Source organism: Amycolatopsis rubida, from assembly GCF_900115345.1.
Taxonomy (GTDB): domain Bacteria; phylum Actinomycetota; class Actinomycetes; order Mycobacteriales; family Pseudonocardiaceae; genus Amycolatopsis; species Amycolatopsis rubida.
The window spans coordinates 65651-86649 of record NZ_FOWC01000015.1 but is presented as its reverse complement, the minus strand read 5'-3'; the positions used below and the strand labels follow the sequence as shown (position 1 = coordinate 86649).

The following is a 20999-nucleotide window of genomic DNA, read 5'->3' as shown; positions in this document are numbered from 1 at the left end:
TGCCGGAGAGGCGGCACCTCATGCGAACTGGCGAGTACGGCGACCACTTCGTCCCGATCGATCAGAAAAGCGCGCGGCTGCTGGACAAGGCTGAGCACGGGCTGCTCGCGCTCAGCATGTTCAACAGCTATTTCAGCCAGGAAGTCATCGATTTCAGCGTCGCCGCCATGCACGACCGGTTCCGGACGTTCGACGTGGTGACCCCCGGCGAGCAGATGCGGAGCCTGCTGGAAGCCGCCGGATACGACCAGCAACGCGCTCTCGCCAAAGTGCGCAAGAACCTGTCGATGCTGCGAGGCAGGACACTGCGCGCGTTCGACCGGATCGGGGTCCCCCGGCTGACCGCGCAGGCCCATCTGCTCACCTTCGACGACTTCCGCGGCGGGACGCCTCACGACGAGATCACCGCCGTCATCCGCGAGAAGGCCGAGCACGACAACGTCTTCCGGGACGCGTGCCTGAACATCTCCCGCCGTGTCCTGCGGCGGGTCGACCAGAGCAGGCAGCCCACGGAAGCCGAGCTGGAGGCCACCATCGGCTACTACGTCAGCGAAGCGGCGGTCATGACCAACACCGCGGACATGCTCGGCCACGACAGCTCGGTCACCTGCTACCGGCATGTCATGGAATTCATCGCCCCGCTGTACGAAGGCAAGCTGAGCTGGCGCCCGTCCGAAAAACAAGGCTACGCGAGCCTGCGCCGTCCACCCTCCTGACGGTTCTCCGCTCTGCGGAGGGACCGATCACCGCCAATCAAGTCCACTTAGGACCGCCAGCGGCCGAACAGGTGCTGAGCCGGTGACGGCAGGCGGTGCGACCCAGACCGGACGTTACCCGGTGGTCCCGGCAGAACCGCGACCTCCGGAACCGGCGGCAGGGCGAAGCAGCCTTCAACGACCCGGCGGCAGGCACCGGGGCCGGAGCGACACCCCGGCTGGCGATAGCCGCTCGGATGCCTTCGGCACCAACGAGTCTCCGTCCGGTGCGCGCCGCGGTCGCGGGCGCAGGCGACGACCTGGCCGGGGCCGACAGCGAACGAGCAGCGCTGCCTCGCTCCGCAGGATGAGCAGGCACCGTCCACGGTGGCCCGGTTTTCCGCCCCGGTGCGGCACACGGCTGACCGGGCTCGGACAAGCTGGGGCCACCCCGATGCCCGCCCCCGTTCAGCGCAGCAGCGCGCCGAGGCCGTTCCGCCGCCGGGCAGACCTCCGGTGGGCCCCGCCGCGTGACATCCCGACGTTCACCCCATCGCACCGGTCCCTCGCACAGTGTGCCGCCGCCGAACGGACTCCGTCTCCGGGCAAAGCCCGACGGCCGCCGCCAGGCCGCCCGCGTCATCGGGGCGCCGGATGCGAGCAGGGCAATCGGTCGCCCTTCGGCCGGAACCGCGAATCGGGGCGCGTTTCCCTCCTCGGCCGAGGACGCGATTCAGGCGTCGAGCCCTCGCCTTCGGCATGGCACGATCCTCGATTCGCCGCAGTCGTTGAAAGCGGTGGCCTGCTCGGCGAGGCGCATGGTCCGGTCCTCGGTTCAGATGGTCTCGGGAAGGACCCGGTCGTGTCTGTGCCGGTGCGCGATCTGTGCCAGGATCTCGGCCGCCGTTTCGTGATAACGGTAGGGGTGCAGGATCGCCTTCGCCCTGCGTACCGCGGTGTCGATGCTCGCCGAGCGGAAAGCTTCGCTCTGGCTGAGAAACTGGCTCCAGGTCCGGCAGGCCGCCGTCAGGCGACCTTCGCGCGCTTGGAGTTCCGCGAGCCGGGCGAGCATGATCACACGCAGCCGGGCGAAATCGGCCGGACATCGGCGCACGCCCTCGGCCAGCGCAGTGATGGCCCGTGTCCGGTCGCCGCGATGGCTCGCGGTCACCGCCTCGTAGTACGAGACGTACGCTCCGGTGAGCACGCCCGGCCACGTCCGCCCATCCGGTTCCCCGGCCAGCTTTTTCGCCGTCCGCAGGTGGCGGTCGGCAGTCTTCCCGTCGGCCGCGGTCGCCGCCGCGGCCGACAGCTGCCCGTGCAGCAGCGCGCGCATCCCGGTGCCCGAGTTGCGGCCGTGTTCCAGCGCGAGGCGCGCCAGCCGGGTGGCGGGGGCGGCGTGTCCGAGCTCCCTCGCCTGCATGCTGAGCAGCCGCAGCACCCGCGCCACGGCATCGGTGTCGCTGATGGCGATCGCCGCGGAAGCGCTGAGCAGGTAATAGCACTGGGCGTTGCCGTGGGCCTCGTCGTCGTAGTGGGCGTAACCGCAGACCCGGACCATGCGCGTGGCCGTGTTCAGCAACTCCCACCGGACTCCGGGCTTCGCCGGCCGCAGCAGGAGGGGACGCAACTTCGTATCGATGTAGGACTGCATAGCCTTGCGCGCAGGACTGGCTCCGAACTGGGCGACAGTGCACGCGAACATTTCCGTCATCGTCGCGACCGAGCGCACATCGCGGGCGGCCAGTGCGGATCCGCGCTCTCGCGCGCTCCCGAATCCCAGGCCGGAGAGGTCCGGCACCGCGGCGAGGGCGTCGAGGGAATAGGGAACGGGGCTCTTCGGCGGCCAGGCCGGCCCGCCGGGCCGCTCCTCCCCCAGGTCGTAACCGCCGCGCCTGGGGCCGGGGACGCCGAAGCCCGTCTCCTCGGCAGTGACCCTGCGCCCGAGCCGCCGGGAGATCGCCTCGGCGATGACCTCGGGCACCGGCGGCCGGGGACGCACTCCCCCCAGCCACTGAGACACCGAAGGCCGGGCGTAGTGCAGGTCGAGGCCCATCTCGCGGCCGATCCTGTTCACCTCGTTCGCGAACGCGGGTCCGTTCCAGCGGCACTCGTCGAGCGCTTTCCGAAGAGCGTGGTTCGAAATCCTGCCTCCCGGCGCCGACACAACCAGAGTCTCCCTCCGCCGAACCATTGCCCGTCGCGCCATTGGCACAATCCGCCCGGCTCCCGGGAACTGATTCCCGAGGCCACTCCAGGCCTATCCCCTTCGCTCATTTTCCAGCATCGGTCACCGCACCGCGTCGACCAAAAGGGTCTCTCGCCGTCCACAAGCCGGCCGAAGGCGGCCATCGATCAACCCGATCAACGCCAAGAGGCACCGTGATCGACATTCGCAAGAATATTCCACGAAACGGCCGCGGCGATGAAACTCCGCACCGGCGCGCGGCCCGCGGCACGCCCGCCGGCACGGTCCCGGTTGTTTCCGCAGGCCGAGGCAACGGGTCGAGATCGGAGGCGAAGTCACTGAAACGGACGATTGTCGCGACCGGCCTGCTGTCGCAGAATCAGACGCATCGCGACATCTCGTCCCGGCCGGCGTGGATTATTGCCACATTTCGCGACGTTTCCGCCGGGCCGTTCTGGACATCGCCGAAACGTGCGCCTGGAAATAACGCGCGGCGATTCTACGGCCGCGAAATTCTGGCAGCGGACAGATTTCCCCGAACAGTTTTGTGGAGGTACGCGAATGACGATCGCCGCGGAACCTGCTTGTGAATGCGCCGCGCACGGCGTCGCGGTCCCGGCTGCGGCAGGTCCGGGCGGGCCGGGTTACGACGTGGACCGCGTGCGCGCGGATTTTCCCATCCTGGCGCGAAAGGTGAACGGCGGGCGGCCGCTGGTCTACCTGGACAGCGCCGCGACCTCGCAGAAACCGCGGGCCGTGCTGGAGGCGGAGTCGGACTACTATCGGCTGCACAACGCCAACGTGCACCGCAGCTATCACGAGCTGGGACGGGAGGCGACCGAACTGCTTGAGGGCGGCAGGAGGCGGATCGCCGGGTTCGTCGGCGCGGCGCCGGAGGACGTTGTCCTGACGAAGAACGCGTCCGAGGCCCTGAACCTCGTCGCGTACGCGCTGGGGAACGCGAGCTGGGCGGAGCCGGAGCTGCGTTCGCTGGCCTTGGGGCCCGGCGACCGCGTCGTGGTCACGGAGATGGAGCACCACTCGAACCTCATGCCGTGGCAGCAGTTGTGCCGCCAGACCGGTGCGGAGCTGGCCTGGCTCACCATCACCCCGGACGGGCGGCTGGACCTCGGCGACCTCGCGGAGGTGGTGAACGAGCGGACCAAGGTGTTCGCGTTCACCCATCAGTCCAATGTGTACGGAACGGTGAACCCGGTCGGGACGCTGGTGGCGCGGGCGCGGGAGGTGGGGGCGCTGACCGTGCTGGACGCGTGCCAGTCGGTGCCGCATATGCCGGTGGACGTCGCCGCGCTGGGAGTGGACTTCCTCGCGTTCTCCGGTCACAAGATGTGCGGCCCGACCGGGGTCGGCGTGCTGTGGGGCCGCCGCGACCTCCTGCGGACGCTGCCGCCGTTCCAGACCGGGGGCGAGATGAACGACCAGGTCGCGATGGACAGCTCGACGTACGCGCAGCCGCCGTACCGCTTCGAGGCCGGCACCCCGGTGATCGCGCAGACCGTCGGGCTGGCGGCCGCCTGCGACTACCTCGGCGGCCTCGGCAGGCAGAACATCGCGGCGCACTGCGCGAATCTGACCGCCCGCGCGCTCGACGCGCTCGCCTCGATCCCGGGGGTGCGGATCGTCGGTCCCGCCACCACGCAGGACCGCGGAGCGGCGATCTCCTTCTCGCTCGCCGACCGCTTTCCCGACGAGATCGGCGCGCACCTCGACAAGCGCGGCATCGCGATCCGCGTCGGCCACCTGTGCGCCAGACCGGCCTGCGTCCGGTTCGGCTTGCCCGCGACCACCCGCGTGTCCTTCTACGTCTACAACACCGAGCGGGAGGTCGATCTCTTCGCCGAGGCACTGGCGGAACTGGCCGAGCCCGCGATCCACGCCCTGCCCGCGCCGAAGCCCGCCGCGCGGCCGGACGCCCCGGCGATGCCGTTCCTGGACCGGGTGTTCGGCGACGCGGCCACCGCGATCACCGGCGTCGCGGTGTCCGTCGGCGACCGGCTCGGCCTGTACCGGGCGATGGCCGGCGCCGGCCCGCTGACCGCGGCGGAGCTCGCCGCCCGCACCGGGACCCGGGAGAACTACCTCGCCGAATGGCTGCACACTCAAGTCGGCGCGGGCTACGTGCACAGCGAAACCTCCGCCGGAGAACGCACCTACGTCCTCCCCGACGAGCACGCCGCGGTCCTGGCGGACCCGGACGCGCCCGGTGCCGGGATCGGCGTCTTCGCCGCGGTACAGGCCCTGTACCGGGTCGAGGACCAGCTGGCCGGATGCCTGCGCGACGGCGGCGGAGTGGACTGGGGCGACTACCCCCCGGAGATGTTCCGCGCGATCGCGCGGTTCTTCCGCCCCGCCTACAACGCCAACATCGTGTCCTCCTGGCTGCCCGCCCTCGACGGCGTCACGGAACGCTTGGCCGCCGGCGGCCGGGTCGCCGACATCGGCTGCGGCATCGGCCACTCGACGCTGCTGATGGCCGCCGCGCACCCGCACGCCGCCTTCGACGGCTACGACTACCACCAGCCCTCCGTCGACCACGCCCGCATCGTCGCCGACGAACGCGGACTCGCCGACCGCGCCCGCTTCCACACCGCCGCCGCGGCCGACCTCCGCCCCCCGCCCGGCGGCGGCTACGACCTCGTCACCTTCTTCAACTGCCTCCACGACATGGGCGACCCTTTGGCCGCGCTGCGCGCCGCACGCGGCATCGTCAGCCCCGACGGCGTCGTGATGCTCGTCGAACCCAACGCCGAAGCCGACCCCGCCACCAACACCCACCCCATCGGGCGGCTGTTCATGGCACTGTCGTTCACCCTGTGCCTGCCCGCCGCCGCGGCACAGGACGGCCCGCTCGCACTCGGCAACCACGCCGGCGAAGCAGAACTGCGGGGACTGGCCGAACAAGCGGGATTCACCCGCTGGCGACGCGTCGCCGAAACCCCCAGAAGCGCCGTCTACGAACTACGCCCCTGAGCGCGGCACCGCTCTGATCGCATCCCGAGACAGCGCTGCGCTCCACCGCGATCTCGCGAGACCGCCTGTTCTCCGCATCGCAAAGCAGTCCGATGACGTCATAGCTACGCCAACCGTGGCGGGCGAAAGTGGTCGAGAGGATCACGCGACCAACGCGCGAACACCCCGCGCGGACGACATCCGCGGCGCGGCTGAAATCTCCGCCTCTCGCGATCGGGGAGGACATGCACGCCGCGACCTTCTCACCGGCTCTGGCACCAACACCAAGTCCGATCCCCAGCGGGCAGCCACGACGCATGGCGTCGAGGTGCACGCCAGTACCTGCGGCTTCTGCCGCGAAGCCTCTTACCCGCGGTGCCAACGTGTCGTTCACGGCCACGCGGGCGCACCAGAAGATCAACGGCAACGCGTCCGAACCCGATGCGGACCCGGACAAGCTTGCCGCAGTCGTCGGCGGGGCTCGGGACTGGCGTCATCCCCATGAGCAACCTTGCGGGCGCTGACTGCCGGGCGCGGCATCCCCGTGCTTAGCGACGACTGTCAACGGATGGAGGAATGCCATGACAAACGACGATCCTGCGCGCCGTGCCGCGACTTTGCTCAAGACGATCCCGTTCCTTGTGCTGGCCACGTCCGGCCAGGACGGCCCGTGGAGCGCTACGCTCAACCACGTCATCGCCCACGACGCCACCCTGCTGTTCTGCTCCCACCCCGCCAGCCGGCACACGATCCACATCGGCGCGAACAGCACAGTCAGCGCGACCGGTTACCAGGTTCGCGACGACCAGCTCGACGGAGTGCAGCTTCGCGGGACCTGCGAGCCCGTTCCTCGCGATCAGCTCGCCGCGCTGCACCGGGAATTCTGGGAGAAGGCGTTTCCCGACGCCCGGCAGCGCGAGAACGTCATGGTCGGACTTGAAGACTTCGGCCCCTCATCGGCGCGTGACCTGTATGCCGTCTCCGTCACCGAAGCCTGGGTCCGCGACACCGAAGCCTGGGCACGCGAAGGCAAGGACCTCCGTGTACCCGTCGATCTGCCTGCGTTGACAGCCTTCCTCAAGGACGCGACCGTCCCGGAAGCACGTTAGGCATCAGGACGATCCGTATCGGCGAAAGGGATCGGGACGTCGTCCCTGCTTTCGGCGGACCGATACGTTCGGGATCAAGCCGGGGATGAGGGCTGCGATCCAGCGAAGCCGGCGTGGCCGAAGCGGAATCGGCAGTACAGGCGCGGACGGCTCTGAACAGCATCCGGCGCGGAAGCCTGACCTCGTCCGACGTGTCGCGCACCTCACCGACGAAATCGGACAGCAGGTACTGAACGATGACACGCAACCGGGTTCCCGAACCGGAGTTCAGCTCGCGTCGCGCAACGGCGGCAAGCAGACCTGCCGAAGCCAGCCGCGGGCTTCTGGCTCCGGGGCGCGGTCAGTGGACCGGCCCTCGCCGGCGATCCACCGCGCCTTCCCCCGAACCTCGGTCCCGACCGGCGGCGCGTAAGAAATCCGATAGCGAACTGAGGTCATGTCGTCGAGGATGCCCCGGCTGTACCTGCCGTGCCGCAGCGGTTCGGTCGATGCGGAGAACCACGTCGGCCTCCGTGCGACGTCGTCGAGGTCCTCGCAGCAGTCTCGTTGCCCGTCAGGAGGATCGGTCACCAGCCTGATCATGTCCCAGCAGATTGGACTTCCCGGCGTCGGCCTCCCCCGATGACGCCGGTCAGGAACTCCCGCACCGACGCACGCACATCGCGCAATGACCGGAAGTTCCGTTCCTGAATCGTGTTCAAACCTCACGCGCGCACTCCTTCGCACCGAGCCCTGCCGCAGGGCCAGAAGAAACCGCCCTTGCCGCAGGCAACGAAACGATCGTTCCGCCGCCACCAGGCACCGTCGGCGCAGATCGCCGAACTCGACCGTGGCATCCTCAGCCTGTGCGAGCAAGCGAATCCGGCACTGCCCGCCGCCTCCGGTGACAACCCGGAACGCACGCACGCCGCGGCCGCGTTCGTCGCGACGTGCACCCAGCCGCCTCGGCGAAATCCGGGAAAAGCAAGCCGGCCACGCAGAACGGGCTAAAGCTCAAGCCAGTTCAGCGCAGAACGCGCACCTCTGCCGGGGGCGTGCCGCTGCCAGGCTCATCACGCCGAAGGATGTAGCGGATCATGACGATTCCTTCCTCGTGTTCGAAGGCGTCCAGCCAGTTGACGGGCTGGGGGTCCCCGCCGATCCGGACGGTAAAGCTTCCGTCCTCGTTGGGTCGCATCTGCGCGGCGTTCAGATTGGTCACGTGGTCGCGGTATTCCATGGCCTCGAACCAGCGGTTGAAGATCTGGATGGACACAAAGGCCGCGGGCGGGGGGCGGAAAGTCACCTCAAGGCCGTTGGTTCCCCGAAGATCCCACCATCCGCCCAGATACGTTTGCGTCGTGGCGCCGTAGAAGAAGTCGAACGCGGGATCCTCGGGGTCCCATGCCGCCACGATCTGGTTCGGCCGCTTGCGCAGAGCATCGACGAGGCTGGTGAGCGAAGGCTGCACCAGCCGCATTCCTTTGGCCACAAGCCGGATCCGCCGGGCGAGCGTGGCTTCGTCGAGCGCGGGGCGAGGAGGGGCGGGTTCACCCAGCAACTCCACGAAGAAGGTCGGTGCGGTTTCGCTCCCGGGCCGGTAGCTGTAGTGGCGGAAGTAGACCTCGCCGCAGCCCTCGTCGAGGGTGAGGCCGAGCCTTCCCCGGAGGTCGCTCGACAAGTAGAACTCGTAGTTCCCGTCTTCGTCGCACACCTCGTCGGTCACGACGAAGGTGCCAGCGACCCGCGTATCCCCTGAGTAGCGGTGAACCTGGGCCGACACGAGCGGAGCGTCCCCGCGCTGGCCCCATACGCGGTACTCGCGCTTTGGCGAAATCCTGCTCATGTAGTAGCTGCAGTCCGCGGAGTTCCCGTAGAGCGTGCGAACCGGGCTGTTCGCCAAGGTCACTTCGGGCCGGCAGGGGTCGTTGTGCTCGATCAGGTACTCGGCGAGGTGGCCCAGGTACCTGAGGCCGTGGCGAAGGCCTTCGGCCCGGTCAACTGCGTGTTCGCCGGCCGCTGCCCACTGCGCGAAGCCTTCCATGCTCGACAGGAGGTCGCCCCAGGCGGCCAGCATCTCGTCCGTGGCAGTGTCGTTCGATGATTCACTGAGTTCGGCCGTCATTTCGTTCCTTTGCTGCGAGGTCTGGCCTGCGTGTGCACCGGCTTTTCGCTGTCGCGACAGCGACAGTGCTCTGCGGGGCGTCTAGTAGATCAATACCTGGGTCGCCAGAGACGTCAGCAGATCGGCGAGGTTGTCCACGCACCCGTATTGCCGATCGCGGGCGATGTCGATGATGGTCATGATCGTTCCTTGGACCTCGATGTGCGCCGCTTGCCTGCCGCGGCCAGGGTGCAGTGCCATGAAGAGGTGGACCCACTCCTCCACGTATTCGCGCTGCCCCTGGCGAAGTTGCTCCGTCGTGTTTCCTGGCGCTCGGAGGTCGGTGACCATCGCGTCGGTCACTTCGGCTCGCCTGACGGCGAAGGAAGCGAAGACTCCGACGAGTCGTCGGAGCGCGTCCTCCTCGTCGGACGCGCTCGCCAGTATGTCGTCCAGTGTCACGTGGAGATAGCCGTTTCCGCGGAGAAGCACAGTTTCGAGGATGTCGGCCTTGCTCTCGACATGGTTGTAGAGGCTTGACGTCGACAACCCGACTTCGGCGGCGATGTCCTCCAACCGGGTGCCCGCGTATGTCTGTTCGCGAAAAATGCGCAAGCCTGCCTGGATGATCAGTTCTCGCTTCGACGCGGGTGCGAGGCCCCGGGCCGCGGCGGGGACGGTGCGTTTGCCGACGGCGGGCAGCTTCGCGGCGAGGATCCGCTTCGCGAGATGCTGGAGGCTGGAACGGAAGGCATCCGGCGGCAGGGAGACGCTGTGGAATGCCGGGCTCAGCAGTGCGCTGAGCGCCGCGCGTGCGCGAAGAACGGCACCCTCGTCGGCGTTGCCGCCGGACAGGGCCGCGATGAACCGGTCGCGCACCTCGCGCAGATTGGCCGCGCGAGGACTCCATTCTTCGGCCGTGAGGTGGCGTGCCTCTCGTTCCCACAACAAGGGGGCTCGCCTGTTCGTGACGGCGAACTGTGCCACGGACTCGAGATTGCGGTCCAGATCCTCGGCCTCCGATACGCCAGCCGTGATCGCTTGGCCGAGACGGTCCAGTTCTGCGTCAAGAGCAGCGCAGAGCAGTTCGGACTTGCTGCTGAAGTGGCGGTAAAGAGCCGAGGCGCCGATGTGGACGTCGGCGGCTATGTCACCCATGGCGACGTTCTCGAACCCTTGCTGGGAGAATCGGTGGCCGGCAGCTTCCACGATGAGCTGGCGCCGGTTCGCCGGCCGACGTCTGACGGTTGTCATGGGGCGCCTTTCGATGGAGTCGTTCATAGCGCCTTCGAGATTATTTCCTTCATGATCTCGTTCGTGCCTCCGTAGATGCGTGATGCCCGCGAGTCGATGAACGCGCGTGCGATCGGGTACTCGGCCATGTATCCATACCCGCCATGGAGTTGCACGCAGGCATCCACGACCCGGCCCTGGAGGTCGGTCGCCCAGTATTTCGCCTTGGCGGCGGCGACCGGCGACAGCGTGCCCGCGTTGTGCTCGCTGATGCAGCGGTCGACATACGTTTGCGTGATCTCCACCTCGGTGACGAGCTCGGCCAGCCTGAAACGGGTGGCCTGCAGATCGCCGATCTTCCGCCCGAACGCGGTGCGGTCCTTCACGTAGCCGACGGTCCAGTCGAGCGCCGCGGCCGCGCCCGCCACACCGGCCACCGCCAGCGAGAGGCGTTCCTGCGGGAGGTTCGTCGTCAGGCTGAAGAAGCCCGAGCCTTCGTCGCCGAGGAGGTTCGCGGCAGGAACGCGCGCGTGGTCGAAAACCAGCTCCGCGGTGTCCTGCACGTGCAAGCCGATTTTCTGGAGAGCGCGTCCCCGCTCGAAACCCGGCGTGCCGCGTTCGACGACGATCAGGCTCAACCCGCGGTGCGGGTCCTCAGCCGTGCGGGCCGCCACGATCACCAGGTCCGCGTTGATGCCGTTGGTGATGAACGTCTTGGTGCCTGAAATGACGTAGTGGTCGCCGTCGCGCACCGCGCGGGTACGGATTCCGGCGAGGTCGGAGCCGGTTCCCGGTTCCGACATCGCGATGGCGGTGATCGTTTCCCCGGAGGCGACTCCCGGCAGCCAGCGTGCCTTCTGTTCGCCGGTCGTGAGTGCCAGCAGGTACGCCAGGGTCACGTCGGACTGGAGCGACAGCCCGATGAGAGCGGGGGCGACGCCCGCGTAGGCGGCCTCTTCCGGGAGGATCGCGTTGTACCGGTAGTCGATGATTCCCGCTCCGCCGAACTCGGCCGGCACTGCCGCGAACGCGCCAAGGTCGCCCGCCTGGGCGAAGAGTTCGCGTGGGACGATCCGGTCGTTCTCCCACTGGGAGTAAAACGGGATCACCCGCTTTCCGAGGAAGGCTCGCACGCTGTCACGGTAGACGTCGTGCTCGGGTTCGAAGATCGTACGCCGCATGGTGGCTCCTTACGCGGTGAAGCCGCCGCCGCAGACGACGGTCTGCGCGGAGACGTAGTCGGACTCGGGCAGGCACAGCAGATAGACCGCTCCGGCCGCCTCGGCCGGTGTCCCCGCGCGGCCGAGCGGGATCTGGCGGGACATCGCGTCGAGAAGGTCGGGGTTGACGCCGACGCGCAGCTCCCGTCCCTCGATGTCGATGGTGGCGTCGCCGTCCGCGGGAGCCGCCGTGAGCCGGGTCTTGATCAAGCCGAAGGCCACGGTGTTGACCGTGACGTTCAAGCGTCCCCACTCCTTGGCCAGCGTCTTGGTGAGACCGGTGACTCCGGCCTTGGCTGCCGCGTAGTTGGCCTGTCCCGCATTGCCGCCGAGGCCGGCGATGGAGGAGATGTTGACGACCTTGCGGCACGGCACCGGGTCGCCCGCGGCCCGTGCTGCCTTGACGGCGGCGGAGATGACCGGCTGCGCTGCCCGCAGGATGCGGAACGGGGCGCGCAGATGCACGTCCAGAATCGCGTCCCACTGTTCGTCGGTCATCTTCTGGACGACCGAGTCCCACGTGTAGCCCGCGTTGTTGACGACGATGTCGACTCCCCCGAAGCTGTCGACCGCGGCCTGCACGAACCGTCCGGCGAAGTCCGGGTGGGTGATGTTGCCCGGGACGGCCACGGCCTCCCCTCCGGCGTCGCGAATCTCCGCGACGGTCTTCTCCGCCGGGCCCGCGTCGAGATCGTTGACGACGACGGACGCGCCGCCGGACGCCAGCTTGACGGCGATCTCCCGGCCGATGCCCCGGCCCGAACCGGTGACAATCGCGGCCTTCCCCTTGAGTGCACTCATCTTCAGCTCTCCGTCGTTCCGGCGGCAGGGACAGTGATCGTGGCTTGCCCGCGCAGGGTCGTGGTCCCGTCCGGGAGCCGCACGGCGACCTCCAGCGTCGCCGTGTCGCCCTCCCGGGCGACCACGGTTCCGGTGCAGGTCGGTTCCGCGTGGATCGGCGTGATGGAGACGAACCGCACCGAGAAGGTCTTGATCCGCTCCTGGGGCACCCACCCGGTCAGCAGCCGGCCCAGGTAGGCCATGCTCAGCATTCCGTGCGCGAAGACGTCGTCGAATCCCGCGGCTCGGGCGTAGTCGGGATCGATGTGGATCGGATTGTGGTCACCGCTGGCGCCGGCGAACAAGGCGAGAGCGGTGCGTGATATCTCGGGAAGGGCCAGCGGCGGCAGCGAGCAGCCGGCCCGCAACCCGGCGTGCGGCAGGGATTCGCTCATGCCATGGCTCCGTGGTTCCGGACGACGAGGACCCCGCTCGCCGTGGCGATGAGGTTTCCGTGCCGGGAGATCTCGGTGGTTCTCGTCACCAGCTCCATTGCTCCGTTCCGCTTGCTCACCACGTCGGTGATCCGCTCCGAGAGCGTGACGACGTCGCCGGCGTAGGCCATCCGGCGATAGTCGAATCGCTGTTCACCGTGCAGGATCTGGCTCGGCTCGACACCGAGTTCGCGCAGGTAGCCAAAAGGATCCGGGGCTTCGAGCGACAAGCTGAAGAAGAAGGTCGGCGGCACGGGGAGGTCCGGATGTCCGGCCGATCGTGCGTGCTCGACATCGAGATAAACCGGGTCGGTCTCGCCGATGGACTTCGCGAAAGCACGCAAGCGGCCCCGCTCGATCGTCACCTGGAACGACGGCAGCGCGAGCGCCCGCGCACGCTCGACATCGATCGGCATCAGCTCACCCGCTCGTACAGCGTGACGACGGCGGCGCCGCCCAGGCCGATGTTGTGCTGCAGCGCGAGCCGGGCGCCCTCCACTTGGCGCTGGCCTGCCTCGCCGCGAAGCTGCCAGGTGAGCTCTGCGCACTGGGCGAGGCCGGTCGCGCCGAGCGGATGCCCCTTCGACAGCAATCCGCCGGAGGGATTGGTGACGACGCGTCCGCCGTAGGTGTTCTCGCCGTCCCGCACGAACTTCTCCGCGGTTCCCTCGGGCGTCAGCCGGAGGGCCTCGTAGCTCAGGATTTCGTTGGTGCTGAAGCAATCGTGCAGCTCCACCACCTGAACGTCGGCGGGGTCGGCCCCCGCTTCTTCGTACACGGCGTCAGCCGCTCGACGGCTGAGGTCGTACCCGACGAGGTTGACCATGTCGGTGAAGGACTCGCTGCGGTCCGTGGTCATCGCCTGCGCCGCGATCGCTACGTCCGCGCGCAAGCCGTGGCGGCGGGCAAATTCCTCGCTGACGACCACAGCTGCCGCGGCGCCGCAGGTCGGGGGGCAACACTGCAACCGCGTGAGCGGGCCGTAGATCGTCGGGGATTCCAGCACTTCCTCAAGGGTCACCGGCTCGCGGAAGACGGCGTACGGGTTCCGCCGCGCGTGCTGACGTGCCTTCACCGAGACCATCGCGAAAGTTTTCGGGTCGGTTCCGTACCGCTCTGCGTACTCCGCACCCGCTCCGCCGAAGAATTGTGCCGCGAAAGGCGCATCGCTGACACCCTGTCTCGTGGCGGCGAGGGCCTCGAACTCCGAGAACGGACTGGGGCGATCCGGCCACTTGGCGGTGAGCGCACCGCGCTCCATCTGTTCGAACCCGAGCGCGAGCACGCAGTCGGCCGCGCCGCTGGCCACAGCCTGCCGGGCCAGCCAGAGCGCGGACGATCCGGTGGAGCAGTTGTTGTTGACGTTCACGATCGGGATGCCCGTCATGCCCACCGGGTAGAGCGCTCGCTGGCCGCTGGTCGAGTCGCCGTACACGTAGCCGACGTAGGCCTGCCGCACCTGCTCGACACCGATCCCCGCGTCGGCGAGCGCGGCGCGGACCGCGGCGGCGGCCAGCACGTCGTAGGGCTCGGATCGGCTGGGCGCCGAGAAGGGAACCATCCCCACTCCGCTGACAAAGACGCGTTGCATGGCGTCGCTTCCTTCCCGGTGTGAACTCGTCGCCTGAGCGAAGATCATAAGTATCGCGATTCACTTAACTCTCGCACACTGCTTGACCACGTAGCAATCTCTGTGTGAGAGTTCTCTTCATCACACGCATGGCGAGTCACATCATGGAATAGGAATCAGGAATGGGCACAGCGACACAGGCGCGGTCCACGGCCCGGCGAGCCGCGGCGGCCGGACGCATGCGAGACCGTGCGGAGCGGCGTTCCCCGGTGCGGCGGCCGAACAGCTCCCGCGCCGGCCGTCGCGGGAGCTGGGCAGTGCACCTCGCGCAGCTCCTCCTCGGATTGGCGTTGCTGGGGCTCTGGCAGCTGGCCGCGGTGCAGCAGTGGTTCGAGCCGGCACTGGCCAAGTCGCCGGGCCAGGCGTGGGAGTACCTCCGGTCGGCGTGGAGCTCCGGGGAAGTGCCCGCCAACCTGAACTCGACCATGATCGCCGTCCTGATCGCCTGGGTCCTGGCCGGCGCGGCCGGGGTCGTCGTCGGCGTCGCTCTCGGTCTCCTGCCCTCTCTCGAGCGAGTCGTCGCACCGTACTTCGACGCCGCGAACGCGATGCCGCGCCTGGCGCTCGCGCCGCTGTTCATCGTGGTCTTCGGGATCACCACCACAGCCAAAGTCGCCTTGGCGGTCACGCTGGTGTTCTTCATCGTCTGCTCCAGCGCGCGGGCGGGGGTGAAGTCCACCGACGACGAGTGGCTCCGGCTGGCCGCGGTCATGGACGCCGGCAAGATCCAGATCTTCTGGCGGATCCTGCTGCCGGTGGCGACACCGGCGATCTTTTCCGGGCTGCGCCTCGGGCTGATCTATTCGCTCCTGGGCGTGGTCGGCTCGGAACTGATCTCCGCCCGCGACGGCCTCGGCCAGCTCATCGCCGTCTACTCGGCCCAATTCCGGATGGAGGCCGTCTACGCGATCTTGATCCTGCTCGCGGTCGTCGCCGTCCTCCTCAACCAGGCCATGTCCCTCGTCGAGAAGTACCTGCTCCGGTGGCAGGCCCCGGCGCGGCGCTGAAAGGAGAAGGTTCATGTCCAGTCCGGTTGTCAGCCCGGCCCGAGGCGACGCCATCGTTCTGGGCGGCGTGCGCGTCGAGTTCGCCGCGCCCGGCGGGGAACTCAACACGGTCATCGACGATCTGGATCTTCGCGTCCCGGCAGGCCAGTTCGTAGCCCTGATCGGACGCAGCGGATGCGGCAAGACCACGTTGCTCAACCTGGTGGCCGGGCTCGTCTCGCAGTCCTCGGGGGAAGCCGCGGTCCTCGGGGGCCCGCCGGCCCGAGCACGCAGGCGCCTTGGCTTCATGATGGCCCGGGACGCGCTGCTGCCGTGGCGGAACGCCCGGCGGAACGTCGAGTACGGACTCGAACTGCGCGGGCTCCCCCGCAAGAGCCGGCGCGAAATCGCGATGCGCTGGCTCGACGCGGTGCATCTCGGTCGTTCGGACCGGTTGTGGCCGTGGCAGCTGTCCCAGGGGATGCGGCAACGGGTGGCGCTGGCGCGGACCTGGGCACTGGATCCGGAGATCCTGCTCATGGACGAACCGTTCGCCGCACTGGACGCCCACACGCGCGTCGCGGTTCAGCACGAGTTCCTCAACCTCTGGCAGGAGCAGGAACGCACCGTGCTGTTCGTGACCCACGACCTCACCGAGGCGATCAGCTTGGCCGACCGGGTCGTGCTGCTCGGCAACGGACGGATCCTCGACGACGTCACGGTCGGCCTTCGCCGGCCGCGCGACCTGGAGGCAGTACGCGTCGACAAGCGCTTCGCAGAACTCTACGACCGCCTGCAACGACGCCTCAACCACCTGCCCGAACCACTATCCGGACAAGAGGACTGACGATGAAGAAGCACACTCTCCACGCCTCGTCTCTCGCGGCGGCGGCGATGCTCGCCCTGACCGCCTGCGGTTCGACCGGCAGCGACTCCGTCAATTCCGCATCCGCCGGCGCGATCTCCTCGCTGTCGATCGGTGTGTTCCCGGGGAGCGTGCTGTCACTTCCGGCTTACATCGGCGAGAGCGAGGGCCTTTTCGCGAAGCACGGGCTCAAAGTCACGCTCGTCAAGGGCAAATCCGGACCGGAGATCCTCGGCGGCCTGATCGGCGGAAGCACCCAGGCGGCGGTGAACGGAGGATCCACCGTCATCGCGGCGCTGCAGCAGGGCCAGGACCTTCGCACTCTTCCTCTCTACGCTTCGCTTGACTTCACTGTCGCGGCCACGAAGTCCAGCGGCATCAAAGACGTCGAGGGACTGATCGGCAAGAAGGTCGCCGTCACTGCCCGTGGTGGCGCCTCCGAGATGTTCGTGGACGAGCTTCTGCGGGAGAAGGGGCTGGACCCCGCGAAGGTGACCTTCGTCGGTGCGGGCCCCATGGCCAACGTTATTCCGCTGCTGCGCGACGGCGGCGCAGACGCCACGGTGCTCGGCTACACCAGCCAAGCGACGTTCAAGAACCAGGGGATCGACCTCACCACGCTCGCCGATCCTCGTGACGGAAGTGCCGGCGAAATCGCGCATTACGGCATTTCCGCGCTCTGGGCTACGTCGGGCAAGGAGGCGGCCAGGATGAGCAAGGTCTGCGCCGCGTTCGCCGACATCCACCGGTGGATGTCCGATCCGGCCAACGTGAACGCCGGAGCGAAGGTCCTTGCCGGGGTCACCGGCATCCCGGCCGCCGACGCGGTCCAGCTGTGGAAAGACGAGGGACAGCACCTGTGGCGCACGAGCGTGAGCGAACCGGAGTGGAAGGACAATGTCGCGTGGGTGAACAAGAGCACCCACAACCCCTCCGGCAAGGACGTCGCTCTGAACAGCGCCTGCGGATGAGGGGTTCGCCCCGGTCCGGAGCGTCGTCCCGCACGGCGCCGAAACGGTGCCGATGACCATCAAGAAGGCGAGAACGACCATGGAAATGCTTCCGCTCGAAGGTGTCCGGGTGCTGGAAATCGGGCAGCTCGTGGCGATCCCGGGCGCTGGCCAGCAACTGGTCGAACTGGGCGCCGATGTCATCAAGCTGGAGCCGCCCGGCGGCGAGGCCGCCCGAAGGACCGACGCCGCCTACGCGGTGGCGATTCTGCGCAGCTACAACCGCGGCAAGCGGTCGCTGCGGCTGGACCTCAAGGACCCCGGCGACAAGGCGTTCGCTCGCAAGCTGGTCGCGACCTGTGACGTCGTGCTGCACAACTGGCGTCCCGGCGCCTTGGAGCGCCTCGGCTTCGGGCATCAGCAGCTCGCCGAGATTCGCCGGGACATCATCTCTGTGTCCGTCAGCGGCTTCGGACCCCACGGGCCGTCGGCCACCCGGCCCGGACTCGACATCGCGGCACAGGCCGAGAGCGGCTTGATGTCGATGACGGGCGAAGCGGACCGGCACCCGCAGCGCGTGGGCACGCCCGTCATCGACCATGCCACGACTTACGTCGTCACGCAGGCCGTTCTCGCCGCGCTGCTGCGGCGCGACCGGTTCGGGGCAGGTGCGGAGATTCGCGTGCCCCTGCTGGACGTCGCGATCCATCTCCAGACGCCGAACTGGACTGAACAACAGGTCACCGGAAACATGATGTCACGGTGCGGAAACGGTCAGCCGAGTGTCGCACCGGCCGCGGACGTGATCGACGCCGCCGACGGGCCGATCGTCATCAGCGGGTACCAGGACCACGCTTGGGTGCGGCTGTGCGAGGCTGCCGGACGCCCCGAACTCGCCGATGACCCGCGGTTCGCTGACAATGCCAGCCGGGTGGCGAACCGAACCGAACTGCTCCGGACCTTGAGCGAGGCGCTAAGCAGCAAGTCCGCCGCGGAAACAGTGGATGCTTTGGCCTCCGCGGGCGTGGTAGCCGCCGTGGTCCGCACCTACGACCAGGTCATGGCCGCCGAAGATGTGATTGCCAACGGCGTCTTCAGCCCGGCGCGGGCCGCCGCGGGCGAGGCCTATGTGGTACCACGCCTGCCTTATCACGCGAGTCCGCCGCTCTTTCGCACGCCCGGCCCAGTGCCGGAGCTCGGCGAGAACGACACCGAGATCCGCGACTGCGCTGCCGTGCGCGAACCCACGGCACGCGATTCCGTCCGACGTTCCTGTTCCAGACCGTAAGGGGCACACCGTGACTGCCGTACCCGAAGACACAGCTGGCGCGCACACTCAGCCGCCAGGCCCGGAGGCACTCCGGAACTCGTGGTCGAAACTTGGCGACAGCATCGCGGCGTTCGGCGATTGGGCGCTGCGCTGCGACAACGCGATCGACCGGGCCGAGGGGATCCGGCACGCGCTGCGTTACCTGAGCCATCTGGCGGACTCACTCATCGAATGCAACGATCCGCAACGGCCCGAAGCCATCTTGGTGCAGACGCCGACTCGAAAATTCTTCGGCGACGCGGCCGACTGCAACTACTACCTGGCGAAGATCTCGGGCTCGGAGGAATACCGCGTGCACGGCCGCCGCGGGGACACGCCCTTCTTCTCTGCCCAACTGCATCGGTCAACGGGCGACTCGCGCGTCGCGGGAACCCTCGTCATCACGCCGGATCTGTGCGACGCCGACGGCGAGTACGAGTTCTACCTGTCCCCGGAGCTCGGTGATCGCCCAGGCCTCGTGATGGACGAGAGCTGTGGCGAACTCCTCCTGCGCGACTACGCCAAGTTCCCGGAAACGCAGACGCGTCCGACGATCGAGATCGAGCGTCTCGGCCAGCCGGCCGGACCGCGTCCCCCGCTCGCGGAAGCGCAGCTCGCGCATCGCGTGGACCTCGCCGCCAAGGGCCTGCGCCTCGCCCGGCGATGGCTGGCCGAGCTGGTCGAGACCCTCCAGGCCCGGCCGAACCAGCTTCACCATGCCTGGGCGGCCGACGATCGGGCCTTCAGCTTCTTCTACGGGACGCCGACCAACCACTACATCGCCGGCTGGTGGGATCTCAGCGCCGCCAAGGCCCTCGAGGTCAAGCTCCGGCCGCCCGCCGCGAGCTATGTGGGAGTCGACCTCTACAACCGCTGGTTCGAATCGCTGGATTCCCGGGACCGCCGGACGCATCTGAACGACGCGCACCTGGTTCCCGACGAGGACGGCACGATCCCGGTCCGCATCGGACCTGAGCCGGAGCCGGGCAACTGGCTCGATCCGTGCGGCCATGCGGACGGAATCGTGGTGATCCGGTACATCCAGCACGAGGAAACGGGCGAACTCGCGACGCCCACGCTTCGGCCCGTCTCGTGACAGCGGGCGCCGTCGCGGACTTCGCAGACCCCGGAAGGATTGGTGCATCATGAGCTGGAGTTTCGAGACGCCCGCCGAGTTCCGCGAGGAACTCGGCTGGGTGGAGCAGTTCGTGCGCGACGAGGTCGAACCGCTCGACCACGTCATCGCGCACGCGTGGGACGTTCGCGACCCGGTGCGCAACGCGGCGGTCAAGCCGCTGCAGGAGCGAGTGCGCGAACGCAAGCTCTGGGCCTGTCACCTCGGCCCGGAGCTGGGCGGACAGGGCTACGGACAAGTGCAGCTCGCGCTTCTCAACGAGATACTGGGACGCACCCACAGCGGGCCGGTCGTGTTCGGCTGCCAGGCGCCCGACTCGGGCAACAGCGAGATCCTGGCTCATTACGGCACCGCCGAACTCAAGCACCGCTATCTCGAGCCGCTGCTCGCCGGCGAGATCGTCTCCGCGTACTCGATGACCGAGCCCCGCGGCGGCAGCGACCCCACCGGCTTCGCGACCCGGGCGGTGCTGGACGGCGACGAGTGGGTCATCGACGGCGAGAAATGGTTCTCGTCGCACGCGAACTTCGCCTCCTTCCAGATCGTGCTCGCGGTGACCGACCCCGATGCGGCCCCGCACCGCCGCACGTCGATGTTCGTGGTCCCGTCGGATACCCCCGGCGTCGAGATCGTCCGGAACGTCGCGGTGTGGGGCCATCGCGAGGAACAGGCCTGCCACTCCTACGTGCGATACCACTCGGTCCGTGTTCCCCGCGGCCATCTGCTGGGCGAGCGGGGGGCCGGCTTCGCGGTGGCCCAGACCCGGCTGGGCGGCGGCCGCATCCACCATGCCATGCGGACCGTCGGGCTGGTGCGGGCCAGCCTCGACATGATGCTCGAACGCGCGGTGTCCCGGCAGACCCGCGGGGGCCGGCTCGGCGACCTCCAGCTGGTGCAGGAGATGATCGCCGACTCGTGGATCCAGCTCCAGCAGTTCCGGCTGCTGGTGCTGCAGACCGCGTGGAAGATCGACCGCTGCAACGACTACAGGAAGGTCGTCGCCGACATCTCGGCGGTGAAGGCGGCCATGCCGAAGGTGCTGCTGGACGTGGCAGGCCGGGCCATCCAGGTGCATGGGTCGCTGGGGATTTCCACCGAGATGCCCTTCGGCCGGTGGGTCATGGAAAGCTTCCACATGGGACTGGCCGACGGAGCGACCGAACTGCACAAGGTGCAGGTGGCGAAGCAGCTCATGCGGGATGTCCGGGAGAACACCGGGCTTTTCCCGCGGGGGCACCTCCCGACGCTCGCCGACGCCGCCCGCAGCAAGCATTCCCCGGCACTGGCCTTGACCTCGCCCGCGGAGCAGGACCGATGACTTCTCCAGCCCCGGCCGAGCCGAGCGAAGGCTT

19 protein-coding genes are annotated in these 20999 nt (G+C 68.3%); 10 read left to right on the top strand and 9 right to left on the bottom strand.

Annotation, left to right across the window (positions count from 1 at the left end):
* Positions 1-20: 20 nt before the first annotated feature.
* On the top strand, positions 21-716 hold the full coding sequence (locus tag BM362_RS37560) for a tRNA-dependent cyclodipeptide synthase (RefSeq protein WP_067581983.1): 696 nt from the start codon (positions 21-23) through the stop codon (positions 714-716).
* An 814-nt stretch (positions 717-1530) separates the two neighbouring features.
* On the opposite strand, the gene BM362_RS37555 is transcribed toward BM362_RS37560, so the two are convergent.
* On the bottom strand, positions 1531-2889 hold the full coding sequence (locus BM362_RS37555) for an NsdA family TPR-like regulatory protein (protein ID WP_483073388.1): 1359 nt from the start codon (positions 2887-2889) through the stop codon (positions 1531-1533).
* Positions 2890-3077: 188 nt separating this feature from the next.
* Here BM362_RS37555 and BM362_RS47100 point away from each other — a divergent pair, with 188 nt between their 5' ends.
* The 3 genes from BM362_RS47100 (at position 3078) to BM362_RS37545 (ending at position 6962) form a co-directional block, all read left to right on the top strand.
* A complete protein-coding gene (locus BM362_RS47100; protein ID WP_143132608.1) occupies positions 3078-3473 on the top strand; it encodes a hypothetical protein in 396 nt (131 codons plus the stop codon).
* Positions 3445-5874: a SufS family cysteine desulfurase gene (locus BM362_RS50405; RefSeq protein ID WP_093576391.1), complete on the top strand. Its 2430-nt coding sequence runs from the start codon at positions 3445-3447 to the stop codon at positions 5872-5874. Before BM362_RS47100 ends, BM362_RS50405 begins: the two co-directional genes overlap by 29 nt.
* 560 nt (positions 5875-6434) lie before the next feature.
* Positions 6435-6962, top strand: coding sequence for a pyridoxamine 5'-phosphate oxidase family protein (locus tag BM362_RS37545; protein WP_067581979.1), 528 nt, complete (start codon positions 6435-6437; stop codon positions 6960-6962).
* 267 nt (positions 6963-7229) lie between these two features.
* Here BM362_RS37545 and BM362_RS37540 read toward each other — a convergent pair whose 3' ends face one another.
* The 8 genes from BM362_RS37540 to BM362_RS37505 all read right to left on the bottom strand — a co-directional run bounded on the left by BM362_RS37540 (position 7230) and on the right by BM362_RS37505 (position 14363).
* The gene (locus BM362_RS37540) at positions 7230-7532 is read right to left on the bottom strand and encodes a hypothetical protein (RefSeq protein WP_143132607.1); all 303 of its coding nucleotides are present in this window, start codon (positions 7530-7532) and stop codon (positions 7230-7232) included.
* Between the two features lie 433 nt (positions 7533-7965).
* Positions 7966-9066, bottom strand: coding sequence for a DUF1214 domain-containing protein (locus BM362_RS37535; RefSeq protein WP_093576389.1), 1101 nt, complete (start codon positions 9064-9066; stop codon positions 7966-7968).
* Positions 9067-9147: 81 nt separating this feature from the next.
* Entirely contained in the window at positions 9148-10326 is a 1179-nt protein-coding gene (locus tag BM362_RS37530) for a TetR/AcrR family transcriptional regulator (RefSeq protein WP_093576388.1), read from the bottom strand.
* Positions 10323-11459, bottom strand: coding sequence for an acyl-CoA dehydrogenase family protein (locus BM362_RS37525; protein ID WP_093576387.1), 1137 nt, complete (start codon positions 11457-11459; stop codon positions 10323-10325). The genes BM362_RS37530 and BM362_RS37525 overlap by 4 nt, the downstream gene beginning before the upstream one ends.
* A 9-nt stretch (positions 11460-11468) precedes the next feature.
* A complete protein-coding gene (locus BM362_RS37520; RefSeq protein ID WP_093576386.1) occupies positions 11469-12299 on the bottom strand; it encodes an SDR family NAD(P)-dependent oxidoreductase in 831 nt (276 codons plus the stop codon).
* Positions 12300-12301: 2 nt separating this feature from the next.
* Positions 12302-12733, bottom strand: a complete 432-nt coding sequence (locus BM362_RS37515) for a MaoC/PaaZ C-terminal domain-containing protein (RefSeq protein WP_093576385.1) — start codon at positions 12731-12733, stop codon at positions 12302-12304.
* Entirely contained in the window at positions 12730-13188 is a 459-nt protein-coding gene (locus tag BM362_RS37510; RefSeq protein WP_093576384.1) for a MaoC family dehydratase N-terminal domain-containing protein, read from the bottom strand. The genes BM362_RS37515 and BM362_RS37510 overlap by 4 nt, the downstream gene beginning before the upstream one ends.
* A complete protein-coding gene (locus BM362_RS37505) occupies positions 13188-14363 on the bottom strand; it encodes a lipid-transfer protein (protein ID WP_093576383.1) in 1176 nt (391 codons plus the stop codon). The genes BM362_RS37510 and BM362_RS37505 overlap by 1 nt, the downstream gene beginning before the upstream one ends.
* Before the next feature lie 161 nt (positions 14364-14524).
* On the opposite strand from BM362_RS37505, the gene BM362_RS37500 reads away from it, so the two are divergent.
* From BM362_RS37500 to BM362_RS37475, 6 genes are read left to right on the top strand one after another with little or no spacing between them, the layout of a single operon-like run.
* Positions 14525-15409, top strand: a complete 885-nt coding sequence (locus tag BM362_RS37500) for an ABC transporter permease (RefSeq protein ID WP_208865458.1) — start codon at positions 14525-14527, stop codon at positions 15407-15409.
* A gap of 13 nt (positions 15410-15422) precedes the next feature.
* Positions 15423-16235 carry an ABC transporter ATP-binding protein gene (locus tag BM362_RS37495; RefSeq protein ID WP_093576382.1) on the top strand — a complete coding sequence of 271 codons (813 nt, stop codon included), beginning with the start codon at positions 15423-15425 and terminating at the stop codon, positions 16233-16235.
* Positions 16236-16237: 2 nt separating this feature from the next.
* A complete protein-coding gene (locus tag BM362_RS37490; RefSeq protein WP_093576381.1) occupies positions 16238-17224 on the top strand; it encodes an ABC transporter substrate-binding protein in 987 nt (328 codons plus the stop codon).
* Between the two features lie 52 nt (positions 17225-17276).
* Positions 17277-18491, top strand: coding sequence for a CaiB/BaiF CoA transferase family protein (locus BM362_RS37485; RefSeq protein ID WP_208865457.1), 1215 nt, complete (start codon positions 17277-17279; stop codon positions 18489-18491).
* A 10-nt stretch (positions 18492-18501) separates the two neighbouring features.
* A complete protein-coding gene (locus BM362_RS37480; RefSeq protein ID WP_093576380.1) occupies positions 18502-19608 on the top strand; it encodes a DUF1214 domain-containing protein in 1107 nt (368 codons plus the stop codon).
* 49 nt (positions 19609-19657) lie between these two features.
* The gene (locus tag BM362_RS37475) at positions 19658-20965 is read left to right on the top strand and encodes an acyl-CoA dehydrogenase family protein (protein WP_093576379.1); all 1308 of its coding nucleotides are present in this window, start codon (positions 19658-19660) and stop codon (positions 20963-20965) included.
* The last annotated feature ends 34 nt before the right edge of the window (positions 20966-20999 follow it).

What these genes read in the sequence shown, in the direction of transcription:
- BM362_RS37560 (WP_067581983.1), top strand. Translation starts at nt 21, where the DNA reads ATGCGAACTGGCGAGTACGGCGACCACTTCGTCCCGATCGATCAGAAA.
- BM362_RS37555 (WP_483073388.1), bottom strand. Translation starts at nt 2,889, where the DNA reads ATGGTTCGGCGGAGGGAGACTCTGGTTGTGTCGGCGCCGGGAGGCAGG.
- BM362_RS50405 (WP_093576391.1), top strand. Translation starts at nt 3,445, where the DNA reads ATGACGATCGCCGCGGAACCTGCTTGTGAATGCGCCGCGCACGGCGTC.
- BM362_RS37545 (WP_067581979.1), top strand. Translation starts at nt 6,435, where the DNA reads ATGACAAACGACGATCCTGCGCGCCGTGCCGCGACTTTGCTCAAGACG.
- BM362_RS37535 (WP_093576389.1), bottom strand. Translation starts at nt 9,066, where the DNA reads ATGACGGCCGAACTCAGTGAATCATCGAACGACACTGCCACGGACGAG.
- BM362_RS37530 (WP_093576388.1), bottom strand. Translation starts at nt 10,326, where the DNA reads ATGAACGACTCCATCGAAAGGCGCCCCATGACAACCGTCAGACGTCGG.
- BM362_RS37525 (WP_093576387.1), bottom strand. Translation starts at nt 11,459, where the DNA reads ATGCGGCGTACGATCTTCGAACCCGAGCACGACGTCTACCGTGACAGC.
- BM362_RS37520 (WP_093576386.1), bottom strand. Translation starts at nt 12,299, where the DNA reads ATGAGTGCACTCAAGGGGAAGGCCGCGATTGTCACCGGTTCGGGCCGG.
- BM362_RS37515 (WP_093576385.1), bottom strand. Translation starts at nt 12,733, where the DNA reads ATGAGCGAATCCCTGCCGCACGCCGGGTTGCGGGCCGGCTGCTCGCTG.
- BM362_RS37510 (WP_093576384.1), bottom strand. Translation starts at nt 13,188, where the DNA reads ATGCCGATCGATGTCGAGCGTGCGCGGGCGCTCGCGCTGCCGTCGTTC.
- BM362_RS37505 (WP_093576383.1), bottom strand. Translation starts at nt 14,363, where the DNA reads ATGCAACGCGTCTTTGTCAGCGGAGTGGGGATGGTTCCCTTCTCGGCG.
- BM362_RS37500 (WP_208865458.1), top strand. Translation starts at nt 14,525, where the DNA reads ATGGGCACAGCGACACAGGCGCGGTCCACGGCCCGGCGAGCCGCGGCG.
- BM362_RS37495 (WP_093576382.1), top strand. Translation starts at nt 15,423, where the DNA reads ATGTCCAGTCCGGTTGTCAGCCCGGCCCGAGGCGACGCCATCGTTCTG.
- BM362_RS37490 (WP_093576381.1), top strand. Translation starts at nt 16,238, where the DNA reads ATGAAGAAGCACACTCTCCACGCCTCGTCTCTCGCGGCGGCGGCGATG.
- BM362_RS37485 (WP_208865457.1), top strand. Translation starts at nt 17,277, where the DNA reads ATGACCATCAAGAAGGCGAGAACGACCATGGAAATGCTTCCGCTCGAA.
- BM362_RS37475 (WP_093576379.1), top strand. Translation starts at nt 19,658, where the DNA reads ATGAGCTGGAGTTTCGAGACGCCCGCCGAGTTCCGCGAGGAACTCGGC.